We start from the raw sequence: 18,284 nt of genomic DNA on the forward strand, positions 1-18,284 counted from the left end.
TGTGAGAACCGGGGTGCCCCCACACGGGGGCGCCCCTGGTGCTGAACGCGAGGGAATAGCTCGGCGGGTGCAAACGCTGCACCGAATATGAAGCGCATCGGATTCCTCTCCTTCGGCCACTACCAACCGGTACCGGGATCGCAGGCGCGAACGGCGGGCGATGCCCTGTTGCAGACGGTCGACCTGGCCCAGGCTGCCGAGGAGCTCGGAATCGACGGTGCGTATCTGCGCGTGCACCACTTCGCCCCGCAGTTCGCATCGCCGTTTCCCCTGCTCGCCGCGATGGCGGCCCGCACCAGCCGGATCGAGCTCGGCACCGGCGTCATCGACATGCGCTACGAGAACCCGCTGTACATGGCCGAAGAAGCCGCGATCACCGACCTGATCAGCAACGGGCGTCTGCAACTCGGCATCAGCCGCGGTTCACCCGAGACCGCCTTGCGTGGCTACGAGGCGTTCGGGTATGTTCCGTCCGAGGGCAGCAGCGACGCCGATGACGCTCGTGCGCGCACGGCAATCTTTCGGGCCGCGATCAGCGGCGCCGGAATGGCGCCGGCCAACCCGCAGATGACCGGGCGCACCGGTCTGCTGGCTATTGCACCGCAGTCGCCCGGGCTCAGCGCGCGCATCTGGTGGGGCGCCGGAACCCGCAAGACGGCCAAGTGGGTGGGGGAGCAGGGCATGAACCTCATGAGTTCGACCCTGCTCACCGAAGACACCGGCGTGCCGTTCGGAGACCTGCAGGCCGAGCAGATCGCTATCTACCGGCAGGCCTGGGCCGACGCCGGGCACGAGGGAACGCCGCGCGTTTCGGTGAGCCGCAGCATCCTGCCGATCGTCAGCGATCTGGACCGGGCCTACTTCGGTCGCGAAGCGGAGGCGGGCAGCCACGACCAGGTCGGCCACCTCGACGGCGGCCTGGCCCGTTTCGGTAAGAGCTACGTCGGGGAGCCATCCGCGATCGTCGATCAGCTCCGAACGGATGCTGCGGTGCACGACGCCGACACCGTGCTCGTGACCATCCCGAACCAGCTCGGCGTGGACTACAACTCTCACCTGCTCGAGACCATCGTGCAGCAGATCGCACCCGATCTCGGCTGGCGCTGACGCAGCTGCGCGCACCGAGGCATCCTGACTGCGCTCAGGCGTCCCAGCCACGCGTCGGCAGCTGGTCGAGCCAATCTTCAAGTGTCGTCGTGCTAGCCGATCGTGTGGTCGCGTGCAGTGCCGAAACCTGAGGCGAGAACTGTTGATCGAGATCAATGGCCCCGGTGGCGATCACGGCGATCGGTGGCAGGGCTATCCCGACGGAGGGCGATGCCCCGCCGGAGAAGTCGCTTATTGGATGTAGAAACGTGTGAAACATCAGAACCCCTCGCTCGTCGCGGTCGAAACCGCTACCGGGTCCGGGGTAGTACCTCGACACTACGCCCGAAGCTGATGAAATATCAGCGTTCTGTGTGAACGGCAGAAGAATTCTTCGGCTATGAGAAGCCGATTGTGCTGGAGAGCAGACTGCTGCGGGGTTGTCACCGGCCGCAACTTTCCTGAACTGCTCCGGGTGGTCAAGGAGCTCACTGAAGCCGAGATCGATTCCAGCCTGAAGGTCTAGGGCAGGGAAGCGATGGCAATCGCGATGGCCATCCAGAGCGGCATCGCCGCGACCATGAGTGCGAGGCCGACCCACTGCAGGCGAGTGTAGGGCGGGTCGGCGTCGCCGCGCTTGCGGGTGCGCACGATGTCGACCACGGACACGACCATGCCTACGAACATCAGTGGGGACACGGTCAACAGGGCGAGAATGTTCAGCGCATCGGTGCGCACGGCCAGAGCTACGGCCACGCCGAGGGCACTGTAGACCACGAAAAGTACTGCGCTGATCCACAGCGAAATGGGAACGCGCCGTGTCGTAGGTGTGAGCGTTGCGTGCATGGTGCGACCCCCGTTGGTATCTACGATTTCTGACAGTAGCACGGGGGTGGCGGCTACGGCGTCGGGTCAGCTCAGGCGGCCGAGCTGCGTGAGCTTGGTTCGCACCTCGGCGTCGCTCGGCTCGACCAGGTGGGTGTCGTCGGGAAACACGATGACGGGAATGTTGGTGCGCCCGCTGATGGCGCGGGCGCGGTCTGCACCGTCTTCGACGAGCAGCAGGTCCACGTAGTCGTAGTCCACCTCGAGGCGGTCGAGCAGCGACTTGGAACGGCGGCAGTCGCCGCACCACTCCGCCCCGTACATTGTGATGCGCGGTGCAGGGGCAGTGGTTTCAGTCATACCAGAGAGCTTATGCTGCGCGCCTGTGTGCCGCGGGTGGGCATCCGCTTTAGTCGTGCAGGTGGTCGACCTGCCAGCCGGTGGACTGCTCCAGCAGATCCAGAATATTTTGAGCGGATGCCCGCGCCTCAGCCTGGCTGCGCGCGTCCACTACGTCGATGGTCAGCGGCAGGCTCTCGCCGAACTTGGGAATCTCCACGTCAATCCGGCCGCCGTCGGGTAGTGCAATGAAGGCGTTCGCTCCGGTCTCCTCCTCAACTTTGGTGCTGAGGGCGGTCGCGATGGCCCAGAGGGCATCGGGCTTGGTGCGCTGAACCTGGGCAACGATCGTGGCCGTGAAGGTCATGGGTCTCCGAACTTGAGGGGAAGAGGACTCGTACAGTAAAGCAGTACCCGTACCCTGAAACCATGCCTTCTTATCGCGTGACCATGAGTATCGAATCCCTGCACCCGGGAACCGCGCCCGCTTCGGTCGTGCCCCGAGCCGCGGCGGCGGCCGCGGAATTCACCACGGTGGAGGCTTCTGATCTCACTATCGTCGCGGGAGCCGCCCGGGTCATCGTGCGTTTCACAGCGGATGACGCGGCGTCGGCTCTCCAGATCGGCGCCCACGTGGTGGCCGACCTGCGCGTCGTGGCCGAGCTGCGAGCATCCCTGGTCACCGAACGGGTAAAGGGGACCTGGGTGCCGGTGCGTGAACGACCACAGCGCGGGTGACCAGAGTCACCCGCGCCTTTTTGCTGCGTTACTCGACGGGCGCGGTGACCGTGTTGCTCTGCAGGGTGACGGCCGTCTGGGCCAGGAGACGGCCGTTGATGGTCGCTCCGGTCTTCATGGCGATCATCGTGTGGCTGAGAATGGTGCCTTCGAAGTGCGCGGTCGTGCCGATCGCGACGGAACCGGCAACCTGCCAGAAGACGTTCTTCGCCTGAACGTCCCCGGCCAGAATCACGCTCTGGGCGGAGGCCTGTTCCAGGTCCTTGGAGATCTGAAAGATGAAGACGTCATCGGAAGTACCGGTGAGGGTGACGTCGGTGGAGATGTTCACGTCGGTGCCCCACTTTTAGAGGCCCTGGGTGAGGGTGAGGCCGCCGATTTCGCCGGCGCCCAGGTTGATGTAGTCGGGAGTGGTGCGCCCGGCAGCATCGGTGTACGCGATCTCGAGGTCGCTGACGGCAGCGGTGAGATTGGTGCCGTCGGTCACCTTGCAGGAGGGGCCCTCGGCGTCGACGCTGTAGATGGTTCCGTTGGTCACCTCGGGGCAGGTGAGGTGAATTGCCGCGCCGGTGATGGGGCTCGCGCCCACATTGCCGCTGACTGACGAGGCGTAGACATCCGTGATGCCCGCCTTCGACAGCACGGCGAACGTGCCGGCCTCGCCGAGGTCGACCGCTGCGCCGACTCCGATGCTGCCGGCTCCAAGGATGCCGACGACCACAAGGGCGCCGAGAAGTCGCTTGCGCGACGGTGAAAGCTGTGTGAACGTACTCATGGTGTTTTCCCTCTCCAAAGACCCGCACGATGCGGGTCGGGGCAGGGCCACGCGCGGGCGTGGTCGCCGATGCTGCACATCGGGTTCTCCCGTTGACCGGGCTCGCGAGCAGGTAGCGCCCCCAAGCCCCACCAGTCGTGCCCTCCGGGCGCAATCCGCACGTTTGTTCGTGCGCCCCCACGACAATGGTTCCAAAGAATAGAATCTGTCTAGCCCCAGACTAGGGGCATTTGCGGCAATTCGGGGGCCAGTTAGACGACGGGGTCCATCGAACTCAGGTGGCAGGCGTCGTTCCACATCTGCAGTACTCGGTTCTCGCGCTCCCAGCCGAGGGTGGACACAGTTGCGGTGCCGAGGCTCAGGCTCTTGCCGGCGGCCGCTGGCAGGCCCATCCAGCGTGCGGTCATGATGCGCAAAAAATGTCCGTGGGCGAAGACGGCCACCCGGCCCTCGGCGGCGAGGCACAATTTGATGGCGAGATCGGCGCGAGCGCCCACCTCGTCAACGGATTCGCCCCCCGCAATTGGGTTGCCCCACACGGTCCAGCCGGGAATCTCCGAGCGGATGTCCGCGGTGCGGCGACCCTCATAGACCCCGTAATCCCACTCCAGCACGTCGTCGCTTGCCACTCCCTGCCCGCCGTAGCCGGCCCGTTCCATGGTCTCCCAGGCGCGCACCAGCGGGCTCGAGTAGACCCGATCGAAGTGTTCCCCGTCGAGCATCTCGCCGAGGGCATCCGCTTGTTGGCGGCCAAAGTCGGTCAGCGGAACGTCGGTGCGCCCGGTGTGCTGACCCGAGATGCTCCACTCGGTCTGTCCGTGGCGGATGAGAACGATGTCGTTCTGGGTCATGCGGCTCCCTCACTGTGCCACCGGAACGCGGCGGCCCGACAAGTCTACGTTTCGTGCGTCGGGGTAGCCCCGACCGGGGAGTAGACGACCCGACTGCTACGTTTATATGGTCAGTGCAGACGCCCTGAGCCACAATGCTGTAACAACTCAGGGGGACCTTCGTGTCAACTGCCACTGAAAAACGCGCCACCGGCCCGGCCGCCGCGTTCATGCGCCCGATCAACTCGCTCGTCGAACGGTTCATTCCGAGCGCCCTCGTGTTCGTGATCGCGCTGACCGTGATCGTGGCCGTTCTCGCCCTGATCCTCACCGATTCCGGCCCGATCGACGTCGTGCGCAGCTGGGGTGACGGCCTGGCCGGGCTGCTCGCCTTCATGACACAGATGGCGCTCGTGCTGCTGCTCGGGCACATTCTGGCCAACACGACTCCGGTGCACCGGTTGCTGGTGCGGCTCGGTGGTGTGCCGCGAACGGCTCTGCAGGCCTACATCTTCGTGTTCACCGTCGCCGCGGTGGCCTGCCTTATCACCTGGGGCCTCGGCCTCGTGGTCGGCGGGTTGCTGGCCAAGGAGGTGGCCTTTCAATTGCGGGCCAAGGGTGTACCGGTGCACTTTCCCCTGCTGGTCGCCGCGGGATACTCGGGCTTTGTCGTCTGGCATATGGGCTATTCCGGTTCGGGCCCGCTCACCGCGGCCACCGAGGGCTCCTTTCTGGCCGAGCAGCTCGGCCGCACGATCTCGCTGGCCGACACCACATTCTCCGCGTGGAATATCACGGCGGCTATCGCGACGATCGTGGTTGTGGGCCTCGCCCTGGCGCTGGTCGCCCCGCGCCGGGGTGTCCCGGTCTTCGTGCTCGAGGTTGATGCACGCGAGAAGCAGGTCGCGCAGGAAAGTGTCGTGACGCCCGCTGACCGACTGGATGCCAGTCGCATCCTGACCCTGATCGTGGGTCTCGCTCTGGTGGCGTACCTCGTCATCCACTTCGTCGAAGGGGGAACACTCACCCTCGACATCGTGAACTGGTCGTTCCTCGCGCTCATCTTTCTGCTCGTGCGCAACCCGTTCGAACTCATCCGGCTCACCAAGGACGCCGCGTCGAACGTCGGCGACATTCTGCTGCAGTTTCCGCTTTACGCGGGCATCCTCGGCATGATGGTCGGCTCGGGACTGATCGGTGTCTTCTCCGACTTCTTCGTGAACGTGTCGACCCCGGCAACCTTCGGCGTCATGGCGCTGCTCGCGGCCGGGCTGGTCAACTTCTTCGTACCCTCCGGCGGCGGCCAGTTCGCGGTGCAGGGCCCGATCATGCTTGACGCGGCCGAGCGCCTCGGCGTCGACCCGTCGGTGGCTATCATGGCCGTCTCCTACGGTGACCAGTGGACCAACATGATCCAGCCGTTCTGGGCGCTGCCGTTGCTGGCGATTGCCGGGCTGAAGATGCGCGACATTCTCGGCTACACGACGATCACCTTTCTGGCGGCAGGTCTGGTCTTCATCGCGACCATGTTCATCGTCGGCGCCGGCTAGCCCCTGACGGGGGTCGACCGCAGGCTGGATGCCACCTGCGCATGTGCCAACAGACCCCGGATGTTCAATTTCGACTGCGGCGAGAGTCGTAGGCTTGAGGCATAGCCATCAAGTCTGAGACGGGTGCCATGAGGGTCATTAGTTACAACCTCCGCAAGAATCGTGCCAGCGGCGAACTCGTCGCCCTGGCCGAGCGTTACAGTCCCAACATCCTCTGCCTGCAGGAATGCAACACCATCGATCTGCCGGCCGAGGTCGGGCATCTGCACCTGGCGGATTCGACCCACCGCAACCGGCTCGGCCTGGCCATCTACTACAACCGGGACCGCTTCACGGCGATCAAGACGCAGACCTTTGCGCTCAAGAAGTCGCTGCACGACCGCGTCGCCGCGCCCGCGCACGAGCGCCTGATCGCCACCCGCCTCATCGACAATGTGGCGCAGCGTGAACTCGTCGTCGCCTCCTTTCACGCGGCTCCTCTCACCGCGCTCAACTCCCTGCGCCGCAACCAGATCCGCACCGCGCACGAAGAACTGAGCATCCTCGGCCCCGGCCTGCCGACCCTCATGGTCGGCGACTACAACTACCCGATCTTCCAGGGCAAACTCGGCAACAAGGTGAACCAATCCGGCTACGACCTCACGCTCAGCGACACGCGCACCTACACCCGCTACAAGTTCTTTCGCGGGCATTTCGATCTGGCCACGTCGATGGGGCTGACCATCGCCAACGTCGAGACCCTCCCGCAGGGTACCTCGGACCACATGCCCATTCTGGTGACGGCCACCTATCCCGACGAGCAAATGATGCAAACGGATGCCGCGCATCACCTCGCGTATCCGGCCGCTTCCGAATCGGTGTCGGTCGAGGGCGTCGACTTCACGATCTAGGTCGGGTCAGGCGAGCAGCTCGAGCACTCCGCGCACGATGGTCGCGCACGACCCGAGATAGGCCACGATGACGAGCAGGCGTCGGGCCACGTGCGGCTCGATCACCGTGGTCAGCCGGTCGCCGACGATAAGCCCGACAATGCAGGCGCACGCGATCAGCACCCAGACCAGCACGGGCAGGTGCGGCAGATCGGCCGATCCCAGGGCGAACTTTGACGCCAGGGACACCAGCCCGATCGTGAGAAAGTACGGCTGCATGGTCGCGGCGAATGACCGTTGCGGCCACCCCGTGGCGATGGCATAAATGCTCACCGCGGGGCCGCCGACCCCGGCAGTGGTGTTCATAAACCCGCTGGCCATCCCGGCTATCACGCGAAAACCGGTTCGGTCGGGCAAAACGACGCGGCCCAGATTGACCGAGATGGTCAGGCCGGCGATCACGAGTACGCCGATCGAAATTTCGAGCCAGGCCGCCGGCACGAACTGCAGCACGTAGGAGCCCGGCACGATGCCGATGACAGCGCAGATCGCCAGAATGCCGTAGCGCCGCCAGACCACCTGCCGAAACACGCGCAGCAAAATGATGCTCGCGGTGAGCGCTCCGCACACGTTGACTACGATGACGCCATCGACCGGCCCAAGCAGCAGCACCAGAAACGGGGCTGCGACGAGGGCGAACCCCATGCCGGTGATGCGCTGCATGCTCGAGCCGATCAGAACGGCCGCAATCACCAGAACGGTCGTCCCCACGGTACGGTCTCCCAGCTTGATTATTTGCTATCCACGATACCCGCCCGTATCCCCGCCGAATGGCGTGGCCATTGATGCGTGGCCTACCGTTGAGGAACGGCACTCAGCCGCCACGACGAAAGGACAGCGGATGCCCGACCCCGGTACCGAGAACGTTTTGCAGGGGCGCACCTTCGATGCCGTGCTCTTCGATATGGACGGCACCCTCATCGATTCCACGCCCGCGGTCAACCGCTCGTGGGCACTGTGGGCCGAAGAATGGGGAGTGGCCAAGGACGAGACGTCCCACGGACGCCCGGCCCGCGACATCATCGAGGAACTCGTGCCGGCTGAACGTGTCGACGAAGCGATCGCGCGTATTCTCGAGCTCGAAACCGCCGACACCAACGACATCACCGTGCTGCCCGGCGCCGCCGCGCTCATGAACAGCCTGCCGGAGAGTCGACGGGCCATTGTCACGTCCTGCTCGCGGCCACTGGCGGTCGCGCGGCTGGGGGCATCCGCTTTGGTGGCACCGAAGGTGATCGTGACCATCGATGACACCCCCCGTGGCAAACCCTTTCCGGAGCCGTTTCTCGAGGGAGCCGCGCGGCTCGGAGTCGACCCGCGACGCTGCCTGGTGATCGAGGATGCGCCCGCCGGATTGCAGGCCGGCCGAGCCGCCGGCTGCACCACGATCGGCGTCGCCGGAACCTATGCTGCCGCCGAGCTTGACGCCGATCTCATTGTTCCCGGGCTCGACCACCTGCGCATCGAGGTCGCGGCTGGCGGACTGATTCTTCGTCTCGTGTCGCCGAATAGCTAAGAACGGTCACCGTCGCCACCCAAATGAACGTAACGTTGATAGGCGGTATGCGCGTTCGGCTTTTCCGAGTGGCGCGAGTACGCGAAACGAAAGGGTCTTCCCTCTTGGACGACGAATGCATCCACGGACTCGAGGGCCAATTGTGCGCCCTGTGCTATCCCAAAGTGGTCACTGAACCCCTCACCCCGGTGAAGAAGACCCGCGCGCCGAAGCTGTCCTCGCTGCGCGACCCGCTGCCGACCGCGTCCATGCCCGCCGCCCGCGCGGCTCGCCCGGTTCGCGTCGCCGGAGCCCCGCGACCGGTGCGGGCCGAGAAAGTGTCGACCGACAACGTCGACGAGCAGCGTGTGTATCACCTCACCCACATCAGCAACCTCGCCGCGATCCTGAAGGACGGTCGCCTGCTGGCCAACGCCGCCCTGACGACACGTCCGGTTGTGGACATCTCCGCCCCGGCCACGCGCGAGCTGCGCCGGGCGGCACTGGTCGTCGGCGATGGTCGCAGCGTTGCCGAGTACGTGCCGTTCTTCCTGTCGCCGAACGCGACCGTGTGGGAGAGCGTGCGCGCCGAGACCGCTGACCCGCTGCTGGCGCTCGACGCCCACGGTTCCGAGGCTTTCGACTTCGTCCTGCTCGTCAGCACGGTCAAGAAGATCAACGACGGTCTCGCTGCGTTTACCGGCACGGCCACGGATGCTGACGCCACCGACGAGCGGGCCCCCCTCGTTCCCAGCGTGGTCGCCGTCACGAACGGTGACGCCGCCGGAGCGCTCACCCGGTTCGGCGCCACGCCGGCCACCGCCGAGCGCATGCTGCAGACCCTGCGTGCCGAGGCCGACGGCGCGATGATCCTCGAAGCCGAGCTGCTCGTGCCCGACGCCGTGCCGATGGAACTGATCACGCTCATCGGCGTCTGCAACGACAATGTGCGCGAGACCGTGCGCGGCATCCTGAAGGCCAGCGCGTTCAAGCCCAAGGTAGCGGTCTACCCGCCGTGGTTTCACACCTCCGCTGACGCCCAATAGCAAGATAGGGCCACTTTTTCTGGACGGGGCCCGGGCCCCGTCCACGGGCCCAGTTTATAAACTGGGCCCACGGACGTAAGGTGGGCCCGGTGGCGGGCCGGCGCGCAAACGTTCGAGGCTAGACCACGCCGAGGGGCAGGTGCTCGCCGGCGGGCAGCTCCACCCGGATGCCGTCGCCCGGGTGCACGACTCCGCCGGTGACCACGACGCCCATGATGCCGCCGCGCCGCTCAACGGTACCGGCGGCATCCGTTCTGATCAGCTGCTTCATCAGGCCTTTTAGGTACCCGTTGATCTGCGAACACGGACTGCGCATGCCGGTGATCGACACCGAAGCCTCGGCGCCGAGGTGCAGCAGGGTTCCGAGCGGTAGCTGCATCAGGTCGAGTCCGGTGGTCGTCACGTTCTCGCCGAGTTCGCCCGGAGCCACGGCGTAGCCGGTAGGCGTGAGAGCGCCGAAGAGTTCGGCCGCAATGAAGTGCACCTGGCAGAGGTTCGGAGCCGAGGGGGTGCGCTTCTTCAGATAAAGGTGTTGCGCCGTGGCGCCAGCGTGCGAGTCGCCCTCGACGCCGAATCCGGCCAGCAAACGGATGCTGCTCACCACCGGCTTGCTGAAGCGGTGCTCGTCATCACGGCTGACGGAAACAACCGTGCCAGCGGGTCCGTCACTTGTCATGCCACCGATTCTGCCATAGCGCACGCACGTTCGAAGAGATGTGTACAACGCCGAGAGCGCAGGCGTCAAAATGTTTGTGTCAAGCGGTTGACGCGGCAACTTGCCGGGCCTACATTGCATCAGTGGAAAGGTTGCCGATGACCAGTGTTGCCCCGGGCCAGCCCGACGAGTCCCGCACCGTGACAGCACCTGCGCCGCCGGTTGGAACCAATCCAACGGTCGAACGCGCAGACGAACCGGCACCGTATATAGCGCGCCCCTACCGGGCGCTCGAGCGAGAACTGGAACGCGCGGTGCGCGACCGGGCCGAGGTCAACCTGCGAGTTACAGCGGCGGTGACCGCCATGCACGACGGCGGCGGCACCTGGGCCGCTATCGCGCGCATCCTCGGTACCGCCCCGCAGACCGCGCACAAGAAGTACAGCAAACCGCGGCCGGCGCGCACGACCACCGCCGACTGAGCCTGGCGCGAGCATCCATCTGGCCAGTGCCGGGGCCGCACGTCGGGTCTGCGGTCCTCGGTCGGGTTGTGGCATTGTGGCCCAGATTCCGCGGCAGTGATATGGTCTGGAGGCAAATCACCCCGATTGAAAGGACACCATGCACGCCTCCGAATCTCTCAGCAACAACCTGCAGTCCGTCTTGGTCGATATGATCGAGCTGCACGTTCAGGGCAAGCAGGCGCACTGGAGCGTCGTCGGCAAGAACTTTCGCGACCTGCACCTGCAGCTTGATGAAATCATCGTTGACGCTCGCGAATTCTCCGACGAAGTCGCCGAGCGGATGCGCGCCCTCGACGCCATGCCCGATGGCCGCAGCGAGACGGTCACCAAAACCACCCACCTGCCCAAGTTTCCCGACGGTGAAGTCGACACCGCCGAGACGGTGACGCTCATCACCGAACGCCTCGATGCCGTCGTTGACAATATGCGCAAGGTGCACGATGAGGTCGACGAGGAAGACCCCACCAGCGCCGACATCCTGCACGCATTTATCGAGAAGCTCGAGCAGTACTCCTGGATGGTCAGCGCTGAGAACCGCAAACCGCGCAAGCGGTCTGCGGTGAAGTCCGCCCACCGCTCCTCCTAACATATGCGGCTTGAAGCGAACCCGCGGCCGGCTGAACTGTTCCGTGTTGTCGCTGAATTGGCCGGCGCCGCCAGCGCGGTCAACGGTGACGCACGGCGGGCGCTGACGCTCGCGAGCTCCCTCGCATCCGTTCCCCGGCCGGGGGAAGGGCGCACCCGGCAGCTCTTCGACACCCTGTCGACGCTCGGGGCCGCTGACCTCACGGCGGCACGGGTGGTCGAGGCGCATCTCGACGCGCTGGCGATACTCCACCAGGCGGGCTACCCGGCCCGGCCCGACCAAACCTGGGGTGTCTTCGCGGCGGAGGGGCCAGGGATGACGCTCACGGCCATGCCGGCGGATGGCGGCTGGCGGCTCGACGGCGTCAAGCCGTGGTGTTCCCTCGCCGGACTGCTCAGCCACGCCCTCGTGACCGCGCACGTTGTTCGCCCGGACGCCACAACCGGCCGACGGCTGTTCGCCGTCGATCTTCGTCAACCCGGGCTGACCGTGCACGACGACGTCTGGGTGGCCCGCGGGCTCGCCCAGGTGACGAGCGGCCCGGTCGATTTCTCGCACGTGGCTGCCGATCCGGTCGGCGACGACGGATGGTACTTGAGTCGACCGGGCTTCGCCTGGGGCGGTATCGGTGTGGCAGCAGCATGGTGTGGCGGTGCCGTGGGACTGGCGCGCACACTGTACGGTTCCGTCCACAGCCGCACTCCCGACCAGATCGCCCTCGCCCACCTCGGGGCCGTCGATCTGGCGGTGACGGCGGCGCACACGTCGCTTGTGGCGGCGGCCGCAGCCATCGACGCCGGGGCCGCCGATGGAGAGGCCGGTTCGATCCTGGCCGCACGCGTGCGCGGAATCGTCGCGCGCACGGTCGATGACGTTATATTCCACATCGGGCATGCACTGGGGCCGGCACCCCTGGCGCTCGACGCCCGGCATGCCCAGCGGGTCGCCGACCTGCAGCTGTATGTGCGCCAGCACCACGCCGAACGCGACGATGCGGCGTTGGGCCACATGCTCGTGACGAGGGGGAGTGCGCCATGGTGACGTTCAATCATTCCGACAGCGGAACACCCGAGAAGACCTGGGAAGCAGCCCACTGGCCCGATCGGTTCGCCCCACTCGGCCTCGACACCCTCAAACGCCTGGTCGTCGTGTCAGCGCATCCCGACGACGAGAGTCTCGGTGTCGGCGGCCTCATCGCCCACGTCGCCGGGCTCGGGCTGCCGATCGTCGTCATCGTACTCAGCAACGGCGAGGCGTCGCACCCGAAGTCGCAGACCCACGACGCGGCCAGACTCGCGCAGATCCGCCGCATTGAGGTGACGGATGCCCTCGCACACCTCGCCCCGAACGCTCAGGTTCACCTGCTGGAACTTCCCGACGGCAAACTCGCCGAGCACGTGGCCATCGCCGAGGGAGCAATCGCCGAGGCAATCGGCGACGCTGGCGACTCGACCTGGGTGGTGGCGCCGTGGCGCGCCGACGGGCATCCGGATCATGCTGCAGCCAGCGCGGCCGCGGAACGCGCCGTGCGTGAACGACGGGCGCGCCTGTTCGAATACCCGATCTGGGCCTGGCACTGGTCAACCCCTGACGATGCAGTATGGCCTTTGGAAACCGTTCGGTTATTTCAACTGAAGCCGGCCGAACGCAAGGCCAAGGCTCGAGCCCTCGCGTTGCATCGCAGCCAGGTGGGTCCCCTGTCGGATTCCCCCGGCGATGAAGCCATCGTGCCGCCCGGTTTTCGGGTGCACTTCGCGCGCGACTTTGAAACGCTGATTGAGGTGGGTTCGCGGCCTAACTCTCCAGCGGATGCCCGCGCCAACCCCGACCGCACCGTCACCGCTGGGTATTTCGACACCGTCTACTCCTCCGGCCCCGACCCGTGGGGTTTTGAGACCCGGTGGTACGAGAAACGCAAGCGAGCGACCCTCATCGCGGCACTGCCCCGGCAACGGTTCGGTACCGCCTTGGAATTGGGCTGCTCCACTGGTGTGCTCACCGCCGAACTGGCCGACCGCTGTGAGACCGTGCTGGGAGTCGATCTGGTCGAGCAGCCTCTCGTCATTGCCAGGCAACGGCTCGCGGGCCGCCCGGGAGTGAGCTTTGAGCTCAGAACTCTGCCGGGGGACTGGCCGGAGGGGGAGTTCGAGCTGATCGTGCTGTCGGAGGTGGGGTATTACTGCTCGGCCGGCGACCTGCGCCGCCTGCTCGAACGATGCCGCGCCAGTCTCGCCGTCGGCGGGGTACTCGTGGCCTGCCACTGGCGGCATCCGGTCGCCGATTACCCACTCACCGGCGACGCGGTTCACGCCCAGCTCACCCACGTGGTGGGGCTACAGCGCACCGTGCACCATCTGGAACGTGACTTCGTACTGGAAGTCTACGAGCAGCGGCCGGCCCTGTCGGTGGCCCAGCGCGACGGGCTGGTGCCGTGACCGAACCCCTGCTGATCACAGACGTGGTCATCGTCGTTCCCGTGCGCAACGAAGAGGTGCTGCTGCCGCGCTGCTCGAGCGCGCTGTCCGCGGCAATCGACACGCTGAGTGTCGTGCCGGAGCCGGAGCGACCGCGAGTGTTCGTGGTTCTGGTGCTGGACCAGTGCACGGACCTGTCCGCGCGCGTCGCCGCTCACTGGAGAGCTTTTCGACGTTACGAGATCGCGGCTGGGGTGGTCGGTATAGCCCGCCGCGACGGTATTCGGCACGCGCTGGGGCGGCTTGGGTGTTTGCAAACGGATGGAGCGGCATCCGCTTCGCAGATTTGGATCGCGACGACCGATGCAGACTCGGCCGTGCCGCCGAACTGGCTGGTCAGCCAACTCGCCCTGGCGCGTAACGGGGCCGAGCTCGTGCTCGGAACCGTGCAGCCCGATGACGATCTGGCCGCCCACGAACTGCTGCGCTGGGAGGAGCTGCACACGATCGGCGAGGGGCATCCGCACGTTCACGGCGCCAACCTGGGTGTCCGTGCCGACCGCTATCTTGCTGCCGGGGAATTTGCGCCCGTTGATCGGGATGAAGACGTGCTGCTCGTGGCAGCGCTGCGCAATCTCGGGGTGGTCGAGGCCCGCACGGCGCTGATTCCCGTATTGACCTCTGGGCGACGAATCGGTCGGGCCCCGGCCGGTTTCGCCGGATACCTGCGTGATCATGTCCACACTGACCAGAAAAATGGGATCATGTTCTGATGACCTATCTCCCGAATGAATCCCGCTACGAGTCCATGCCGTACCGCCGGGCGGGGCGGAGCGGCCTCAAACTTCCCGCCATTTCGCTGGGCCTGTGGCAGAACTTCGGTGATGATAAGCCGCTCGCAACGCAGCGAGCCATTCTGCGCCGAGCCTTCGATCTCGGCATCACCCACTTCGACCTCGCCAACAACTACGGGCCTCCCTACGGCTCGGCCGAAACCAACTTCGGTCAGCTGTTTCGTGAAGACTTCGCGGCGCACCGCGACGAGGTCGTGCTTTCCACCAAGGCTGGCTACGACATGTGGCCGGGCCCGTACGGCAACTTCGGCAGCCGCAAATACCTGCTGTCGAGCCTCGACCAGTCGCTCTCCCGCATGGGGGTGGACTACGTTGACATCTTCTACTCCCATCGAGCCGACCCCGACACTCCGCTCGAAGAGACCATGGGCGCCCTGCACACGGCCGTCACGAGCGGCCGTGCCCTGTACGCCGGAATCTCCTCGTACTCGCCGGAGCGCACCCGCGAGGCCGCGGCGATTCTGGCTGACCTCGGCACGCCGCTGCTCATTCACCAGCCTTCGTATTCCATGTTCAACCGGTGGGTCGAGGGCGACCTGCTCGACACCCTCGAAGACATCGGAGCCGGCTGCATTGCGTTCTCGCCGCTGGCCCAGGGACTGCTCACTGACCGCTACCTTGGTGGTATCCCGGCCGACTCCCGGGTGGCCAGGGACGGATCGGCGAACAAGTCGATGGTGAGCGCGGAGGCGCTGACTCACATTCGGGCGCTGACCGAGATCGCGTCCGAACGCGGCCAGTCGCTCGCACAGATGGCACTGGCTTGGATTCTGCGCAATTCCGAGGTGACCAGCGCTCTGATCGGCGCCTCGTCGGTTGCCCAGCTCGAAACCAACGTCGGGGCGCTGCAGCACCTTGAGTTCAGCGCCGAGGAACTCACCGCGATCGACGTGCATGCCGTCGATAACGGCATCAACCTCTGGGCAGCCTCAAGCGACGTCTAACCCTGGTCACGGTTCGAGCAGGCCGCGAATGTCGTCGGCGGTGAGCGCGGTGCTGAACATGGCATCGTCGTCGAGCACCGAACTGAACAGTTGGGACTTCTGCTTCTGCAGCGCCACCACCTTCTCCTCGATGGTGCCGGTGGCGACGAGTCGGTAGACCATCACGTTTCGGGTCTGGCCGATGCGGTGGGTGCGGTCGATGGCCTGCGTCTCGGTCTGCGGGTTCCACCACGGGTCAAGCAGAAAGACGTAGTCGGCTTCGGTGAGGTTGAGACCGAAGCCGCCGGCCTTGAGGCTGATCAGAAACACCGGCGCGGCCCCGCTCTTGAACCGGTCGATCACCTCGCTGCGGCGCAGCGTCGACCCGTCGAGATAGCAATACGGAACGCCCTGCGCGTCGAGCCGGGCGGCCGCGAGCTTCAGAAAAGAGGTGAACTGGCTGAAGATGAGGGCCTTGTGCCCCTCGGCGATGACATCGTCGAGCTGCTCGAACAGGGCGTCGAGCTTGCTCGAGCGCACACCGGCATACTTCTTATCGACGAGCGAGGCGTCAAGGCTGAGCAGCCGCAGCAGGGTGAGCGAGCGAAAAATGATGAACCGGTTCTTGTCGAGCTCCTCGATCAGACCGTAGAGTTTCTGCCGTTCGCGCTGCAGGAAGGTGTCGTAGAGCTTCTGGTGCGCAGGGTTCAGCGCGATCTGCAGCTCCTGCTCCTGCTTCGGCGGGAGGTCGCGCGCGACGACCTCCTTGGTGCGACGCAGAATCAGAGGGCGGATGCGCCGGCGCAGCTTCGCGAGTTGCTCCGGACTCTCCCCGCGCGTCACCGGCCGCACGTAGTCCTCGGTGAATTTGCGCGACGACGCGAACAGGCCGGGAGCGACGATGCTGAACAGGGACCACAGGTCCATCAGGTTGTTCTCGATCGGGGTGCCGGTGATGGCCAGTTTGAACGGTGTGTCCAGCTCCTTCGCGCAGGCATACGCTCGGCTGGTGCGGTTCTTCACGAACTGTGCCTCATCGAGAATGAGGCCGGCCCAGGAAACCGCCTGGTACGCGTCGAAGTCGAGACGGAACAGCGCGTAGGAGGTGACGAGCACGTCGATGCCGGCGGCGGCATCCGCTATCAGGGTGCGACTTTTCGTCTCGGTCGCGGTGAGCGTGCGAACCGTGAGGCCCGGGGCGAAGCGGGTCGCCTCGCTGCGCCAGTTCGCCACAACGGATGTCGGTGCCACGACCAGAAACGGCCCCGAGCCTCTCGCGTGCACCAGCAGCGCCAGGGTTTGCAGCGTCTTGCCGAGCCCCATGTCATCGGCGAGCACCCCGCCGAGCTGGTGCTTCCACAAGAACGCGAGCCAGGCGAAGCCCTCCTGCTGGTAGGGGCGGAGGGTGGCATGCACACCGTCGGGAAGCGCGATCGCGTCGACGCCGCTCAGGTCTTTGAGCCCCGCGGCGGCGGCCCGCCAGGACACGGCCGGCACGGTCTCATCGGCGAGGTCCTCGAAATCGCTCCACAGGCTGGCCTGGTAGCGGCTGATGCGCAGGCCCGTTTCCCATTCCTGCAGCGCGCGGGCTTCGTTGATGAGGTCGTGCAGCTGCTCGAACTCCGGCTGTTGCAGGGAGAGATAGCTGTTGTCGACCAGCTTCAGGCGGGTCTGCCCCTTCGCGAGGGCTTTGAACAGCGGGCCGAACGGCACCGTGATCGCCCCGACCGTGACGATCACGCCGAGGTCGAACCAGTCGCGCTGGTCGGTCTCCACGGTCGTGATGACGAGGTGGGGCGTTTCGGTGCGCTCAAAGTTGTCGGGCAGCACCTCGGGAAACTGCACGGAGGCATCCGTGCTGGTGACCGCGACCCGGCGTTGCAAGGCCGGGTAGACCGTGCCCAGAAACTCGGCCGTGTCGGCCGCGGGAACGATCGCCGCGCCGACCTGCCCGACCAGGTGACGCTGCTCGTCGCTCAGCGGGCCGGCCGTCGGCGCGAGGGTGAACACGGTGGCGGCGCCGAACCGCACACTGTAAACGCCGTGGCCGGCGATGACTCCGGCGGCCTCGAGCGGATGCGGGGCGCCGTCGAACTGGAGGCGCGCTTGCAGGGTGAGCGGGCTGGCGGCATCCGGTTGGGAGGCGTCGAGGCTGATCTCGGCGAGCGAGGCGACCCGCACGACAACGTCTTTCTTGTTGCCGACCAGGCCGATGCCAAGCTGTTCGGCCTCGGCCAGCAGCGGCCACAGCAGCGGGCTGGTGAAATTGTCAAGGTAGATCCAGTCGGTTTCCTGGCTGGAGTAGACCTCGCGCACGGCCTTGTAGAGGGCGGCGAACTGCGAGATCCAGCGGTGGTGTTCGGGGTCGAGGTTGAACCGGTTCAGCTGAAAGGTGAGGTGGCTCCAGGTGACATTGCTGCGCACCCAGTTGCCGTGGGCGTTGTGAATGACCGGTCGCACGCCCAGCCGGAATTCGCCGTGGCCCTTCGCGAGCGTTTTCACGGTTTTGGCGGTCGGGCCGCGCCAGCGGTCGTTGGTGCGCGGCGTCTGCTCGCGCAGCTCGAACTGCAGCCCCATCGGTACTTGTGGGCCCTTCGGGGTCAGCCGAGGCTGCCCGAAATTACCGATACGCGGCACAGCGGATGCCGGCGGTTCCCCCGGCAACACCAGCCGCTTCCAGGCCGGGGTGTCGTCAGAATCTGACATTTCCCGCGC

The 18,284-nt window shown here is 65.9% G+C and carries 19 protein-coding genes and 1 pseudogene; 12 read left to right on the forward strand and 8 right to left on the reverse strand.

From position 1 onward, the window contains the following. Positions 1–87: 87 nt before the first annotated feature. On the forward strand, positions 88–1,107 hold the full coding sequence (locus CXY78_RS06330) for an LLM class flavin-dependent oxidoreductase (RefSeq protein ID WP_104088644.1): 1,020 nt from the start codon (positions 88–90) through the stop codon (positions 1,105–1,107). A 501-nt stretch (positions 1,108–1,608) separates the two neighbouring features. Here CXY78_RS06330 and CXY78_RS06340 read toward each other — a convergent pair. The 3 genes from CXY78_RS06340 to CXY78_RS06350 all read right to left on the reverse strand — a co-directional run bounded on the left by CXY78_RS06340 (position 1,609) and on the right by CXY78_RS06350 (position 2,617). After that, positions 1,609–1,932 carry a hypothetical protein gene (locus CXY78_RS06340; RefSeq protein ID WP_092340816.1) on the reverse strand — a complete coding sequence of 108 codons (324 nt, stop codon included), beginning with the start codon at positions 1,930–1,932 and terminating at the stop codon, positions 1,609–1,611. A gap of 66 nt (positions 1,933–1,998) precedes the next feature. Continuing rightward, positions 1,999–2,271, reverse strand: coding sequence for a glutaredoxin domain-containing protein (locus tag CXY78_RS06345; protein WP_104088645.1), 273 nt, complete (start codon positions 2,269–2,271; stop codon positions 1,999–2,001). A gap of 49 nt (positions 2,272–2,320) precedes the next feature. Then, positions 2,321–2,617: a hypothetical protein gene (locus tag CXY78_RS06350; protein WP_092340818.1), complete on the reverse strand. Its 297-nt coding sequence runs from the start codon at positions 2,615–2,617 to the stop codon at positions 2,321–2,323. Positions 2,618–2,679: 62 nt separating this feature from the next. Here CXY78_RS06350 and CXY78_RS06355 point away from each other — a divergent pair, with 62 nt between their 5' ends. Then, positions 2,680–2,988: a hypothetical protein gene (locus tag CXY78_RS06355; protein ID WP_140425671.1), complete on the forward strand. Its 309-nt coding sequence runs from the start codon at positions 2,680–2,682 to the stop codon at positions 2,986–2,988. Positions 2,989–3,016: 28 nt separating this feature from the next. On the opposite strand, the pseudogene CXY78_RS21590 reads toward CXY78_RS06355, so the two are convergent. Both CXY78_RS21590 and CXY78_RS06365 read right to left on the reverse strand, forming a co-directional pair. Then, positions 3,017–3,763: pseudogene (locus CXY78_RS21590) on the reverse strand (ice-binding family protein). A 251-nt stretch (positions 3,764–4,014) separates the two neighbouring features. After that, on the reverse strand, positions 4,015–4,614 hold the full coding sequence (locus tag CXY78_RS06365) for a histidine phosphatase family protein (protein WP_092340821.1): 600 nt from the start codon (positions 4,612–4,614) through the stop codon (positions 4,015–4,017). A 209-nt stretch (positions 4,615–4,823) separates the two neighbouring features. Here CXY78_RS06365 and CXY78_RS06370 point away from each other — a divergent pair, with 209 nt between their 5' ends. Next, positions 4,824–6,143: a short-chain fatty acid transporter gene (locus tag CXY78_RS06370; RefSeq protein ID WP_104088884.1), complete on the forward strand. Its 1,320-nt coding sequence runs from the start codon at positions 4,824–4,826 to the stop codon at positions 6,141–6,143. Between the two features lie 128 nt (positions 6,144–6,271). Then, positions 6,272–7,033, forward strand: coding sequence for an endonuclease/exonuclease/phosphatase family protein (locus tag CXY78_RS06375; RefSeq protein ID WP_134505287.1), 762 nt, complete (start codon positions 6,272–6,274; stop codon positions 7,031–7,033). A gap of 6 nt (positions 7,034–7,039) precedes the next feature. On the opposite strand, the gene CXY78_RS06380 is transcribed toward CXY78_RS06375, so the two are convergent. After that, complete coding sequence (locus CXY78_RS06380; protein ID WP_104088648.1) at positions 7,040–7,783, reverse strand: sulfite exporter TauE/SafE family protein; 744 nt, start codon at positions 7,781–7,783, stop codon at positions 7,040–7,042. 130 nt (positions 7,784–7,913) lie between these two features. On the opposite strand from CXY78_RS06380, the gene CXY78_RS06385 reads away from it, so the two are divergent. Next, on the forward strand, positions 7,914–8,588 hold the full coding sequence (locus CXY78_RS06385; RefSeq protein ID WP_104088650.1) for an HAD-IA family hydrolase: 675 nt from the start codon (positions 7,914–7,916) through the stop codon (positions 8,586–8,588). Positions 8,589–8,752: 164 nt separating this feature from the next. After that, positions 8,753–9,613 carry a DarT ssDNA thymidine ADP-ribosyltransferase family protein gene (locus tag CXY78_RS06390; RefSeq protein ID WP_158253283.1) on the forward strand — a complete coding sequence of 287 codons (861 nt, stop codon included), beginning with the start codon at positions 8,753–8,755 and terminating at the stop codon, positions 9,611–9,613. 118 nt (positions 9,614–9,731) lie between these two features. Here the strand turns inward: CXY78_RS06390 and CXY78_RS06395 are convergent, their stop codons facing one another. Then, a complete protein-coding gene (locus CXY78_RS06395; RefSeq protein ID WP_104088653.1) occupies positions 9,732–10,289 on the reverse strand; it encodes an MOSC domain-containing protein in 558 nt (185 codons plus the stop codon). Positions 10,290–10,426: 137 nt separating this feature from the next. On the opposite strand from CXY78_RS06395, the gene CXY78_RS06400 reads away from it, so the two are divergent. The 6 genes from CXY78_RS06400 to mgrA all read left to right on the forward strand — a co-directional run bounded on the left by CXY78_RS06400 (position 10,427) and on the right by mgrA (position 15,590). Continuing rightward, a complete protein-coding gene (locus CXY78_RS06400) occupies positions 10,427–10,750 on the forward strand; it encodes a hypothetical protein (protein ID WP_092340826.1) in 324 nt (107 codons plus the stop codon). Positions 10,751–10,889: 139 nt separating this feature from the next. Beyond that, complete coding sequence (locus tag CXY78_RS06405) at positions 10,890–11,378, forward strand: Dps family protein (protein WP_092340827.1); 489 nt, start codon at positions 10,890–10,892, stop codon at positions 11,376–11,378. A gap of 3 nt (positions 11,379–11,381) precedes the next feature. Beyond that, on the forward strand, positions 11,382–12,419 hold the full coding sequence (locus CXY78_RS06410) for a hypothetical protein (RefSeq protein ID WP_092340828.1): 1,038 nt from the start codon (positions 11,382–11,384) through the stop codon (positions 12,417–12,419). After that, positions 12,413–13,813: a bifunctional PIG-L family deacetylase/class I SAM-dependent methyltransferase gene (locus CXY78_RS06415; protein WP_104088654.1), complete on the forward strand. Its 1,401-nt coding sequence runs from the start codon at positions 12,413–12,415 to the stop codon at positions 13,811–13,813. The genes CXY78_RS06410 and CXY78_RS06415 overlap by 7 nt, the downstream gene beginning before the upstream one ends. Beyond that, complete coding sequence (locus CXY78_RS06420; protein WP_233206111.1) at positions 13,810–14,565, forward strand: glycosyltransferase; 756 nt, start codon at positions 13,810–13,812, stop codon at positions 14,563–14,565. Before CXY78_RS06415 ends, CXY78_RS06420 begins: the two co-directional genes overlap by 4 nt. Then, the gene (gene mgrA, locus CXY78_RS06425) at positions 14,565–15,590 is read left to right on the forward strand and encodes an L-glyceraldehyde 3-phosphate reductase (RefSeq protein ID WP_092340830.1); all 1,026 of its coding nucleotides are present in this window, start codon (positions 14,565–14,567) and stop codon (positions 15,588–15,590) included. Before CXY78_RS06420 ends, mgrA begins: the two co-directional genes overlap by 1 nt. A gap of 6 nt (positions 15,591–15,596) precedes the next feature. Here the strand turns inward: mgrA and CXY78_RS06430 are convergent, their stop codons facing one another. Further along, the gene (locus CXY78_RS06430) at positions 15,597–18,275 is read right to left on the reverse strand and encodes a DEAD/DEAH box helicase (protein ID WP_199182596.1); all 2,679 of its coding nucleotides are present in this window, start codon (positions 18,273–18,275) and stop codon (positions 15,597–15,599) included. Positions 18,276–18,284: the final 9 nt, after the last annotated feature.

The sequence above is a fragment of the Cryobacterium sp. N19 genome (assembly GCF_002929595.1).
Classification (GTDB): Bacteria; Actinomycetota; Actinomycetes; order Actinomycetales; family Microbacteriaceae; genus Cryobacterium; species Cryobacterium flavum.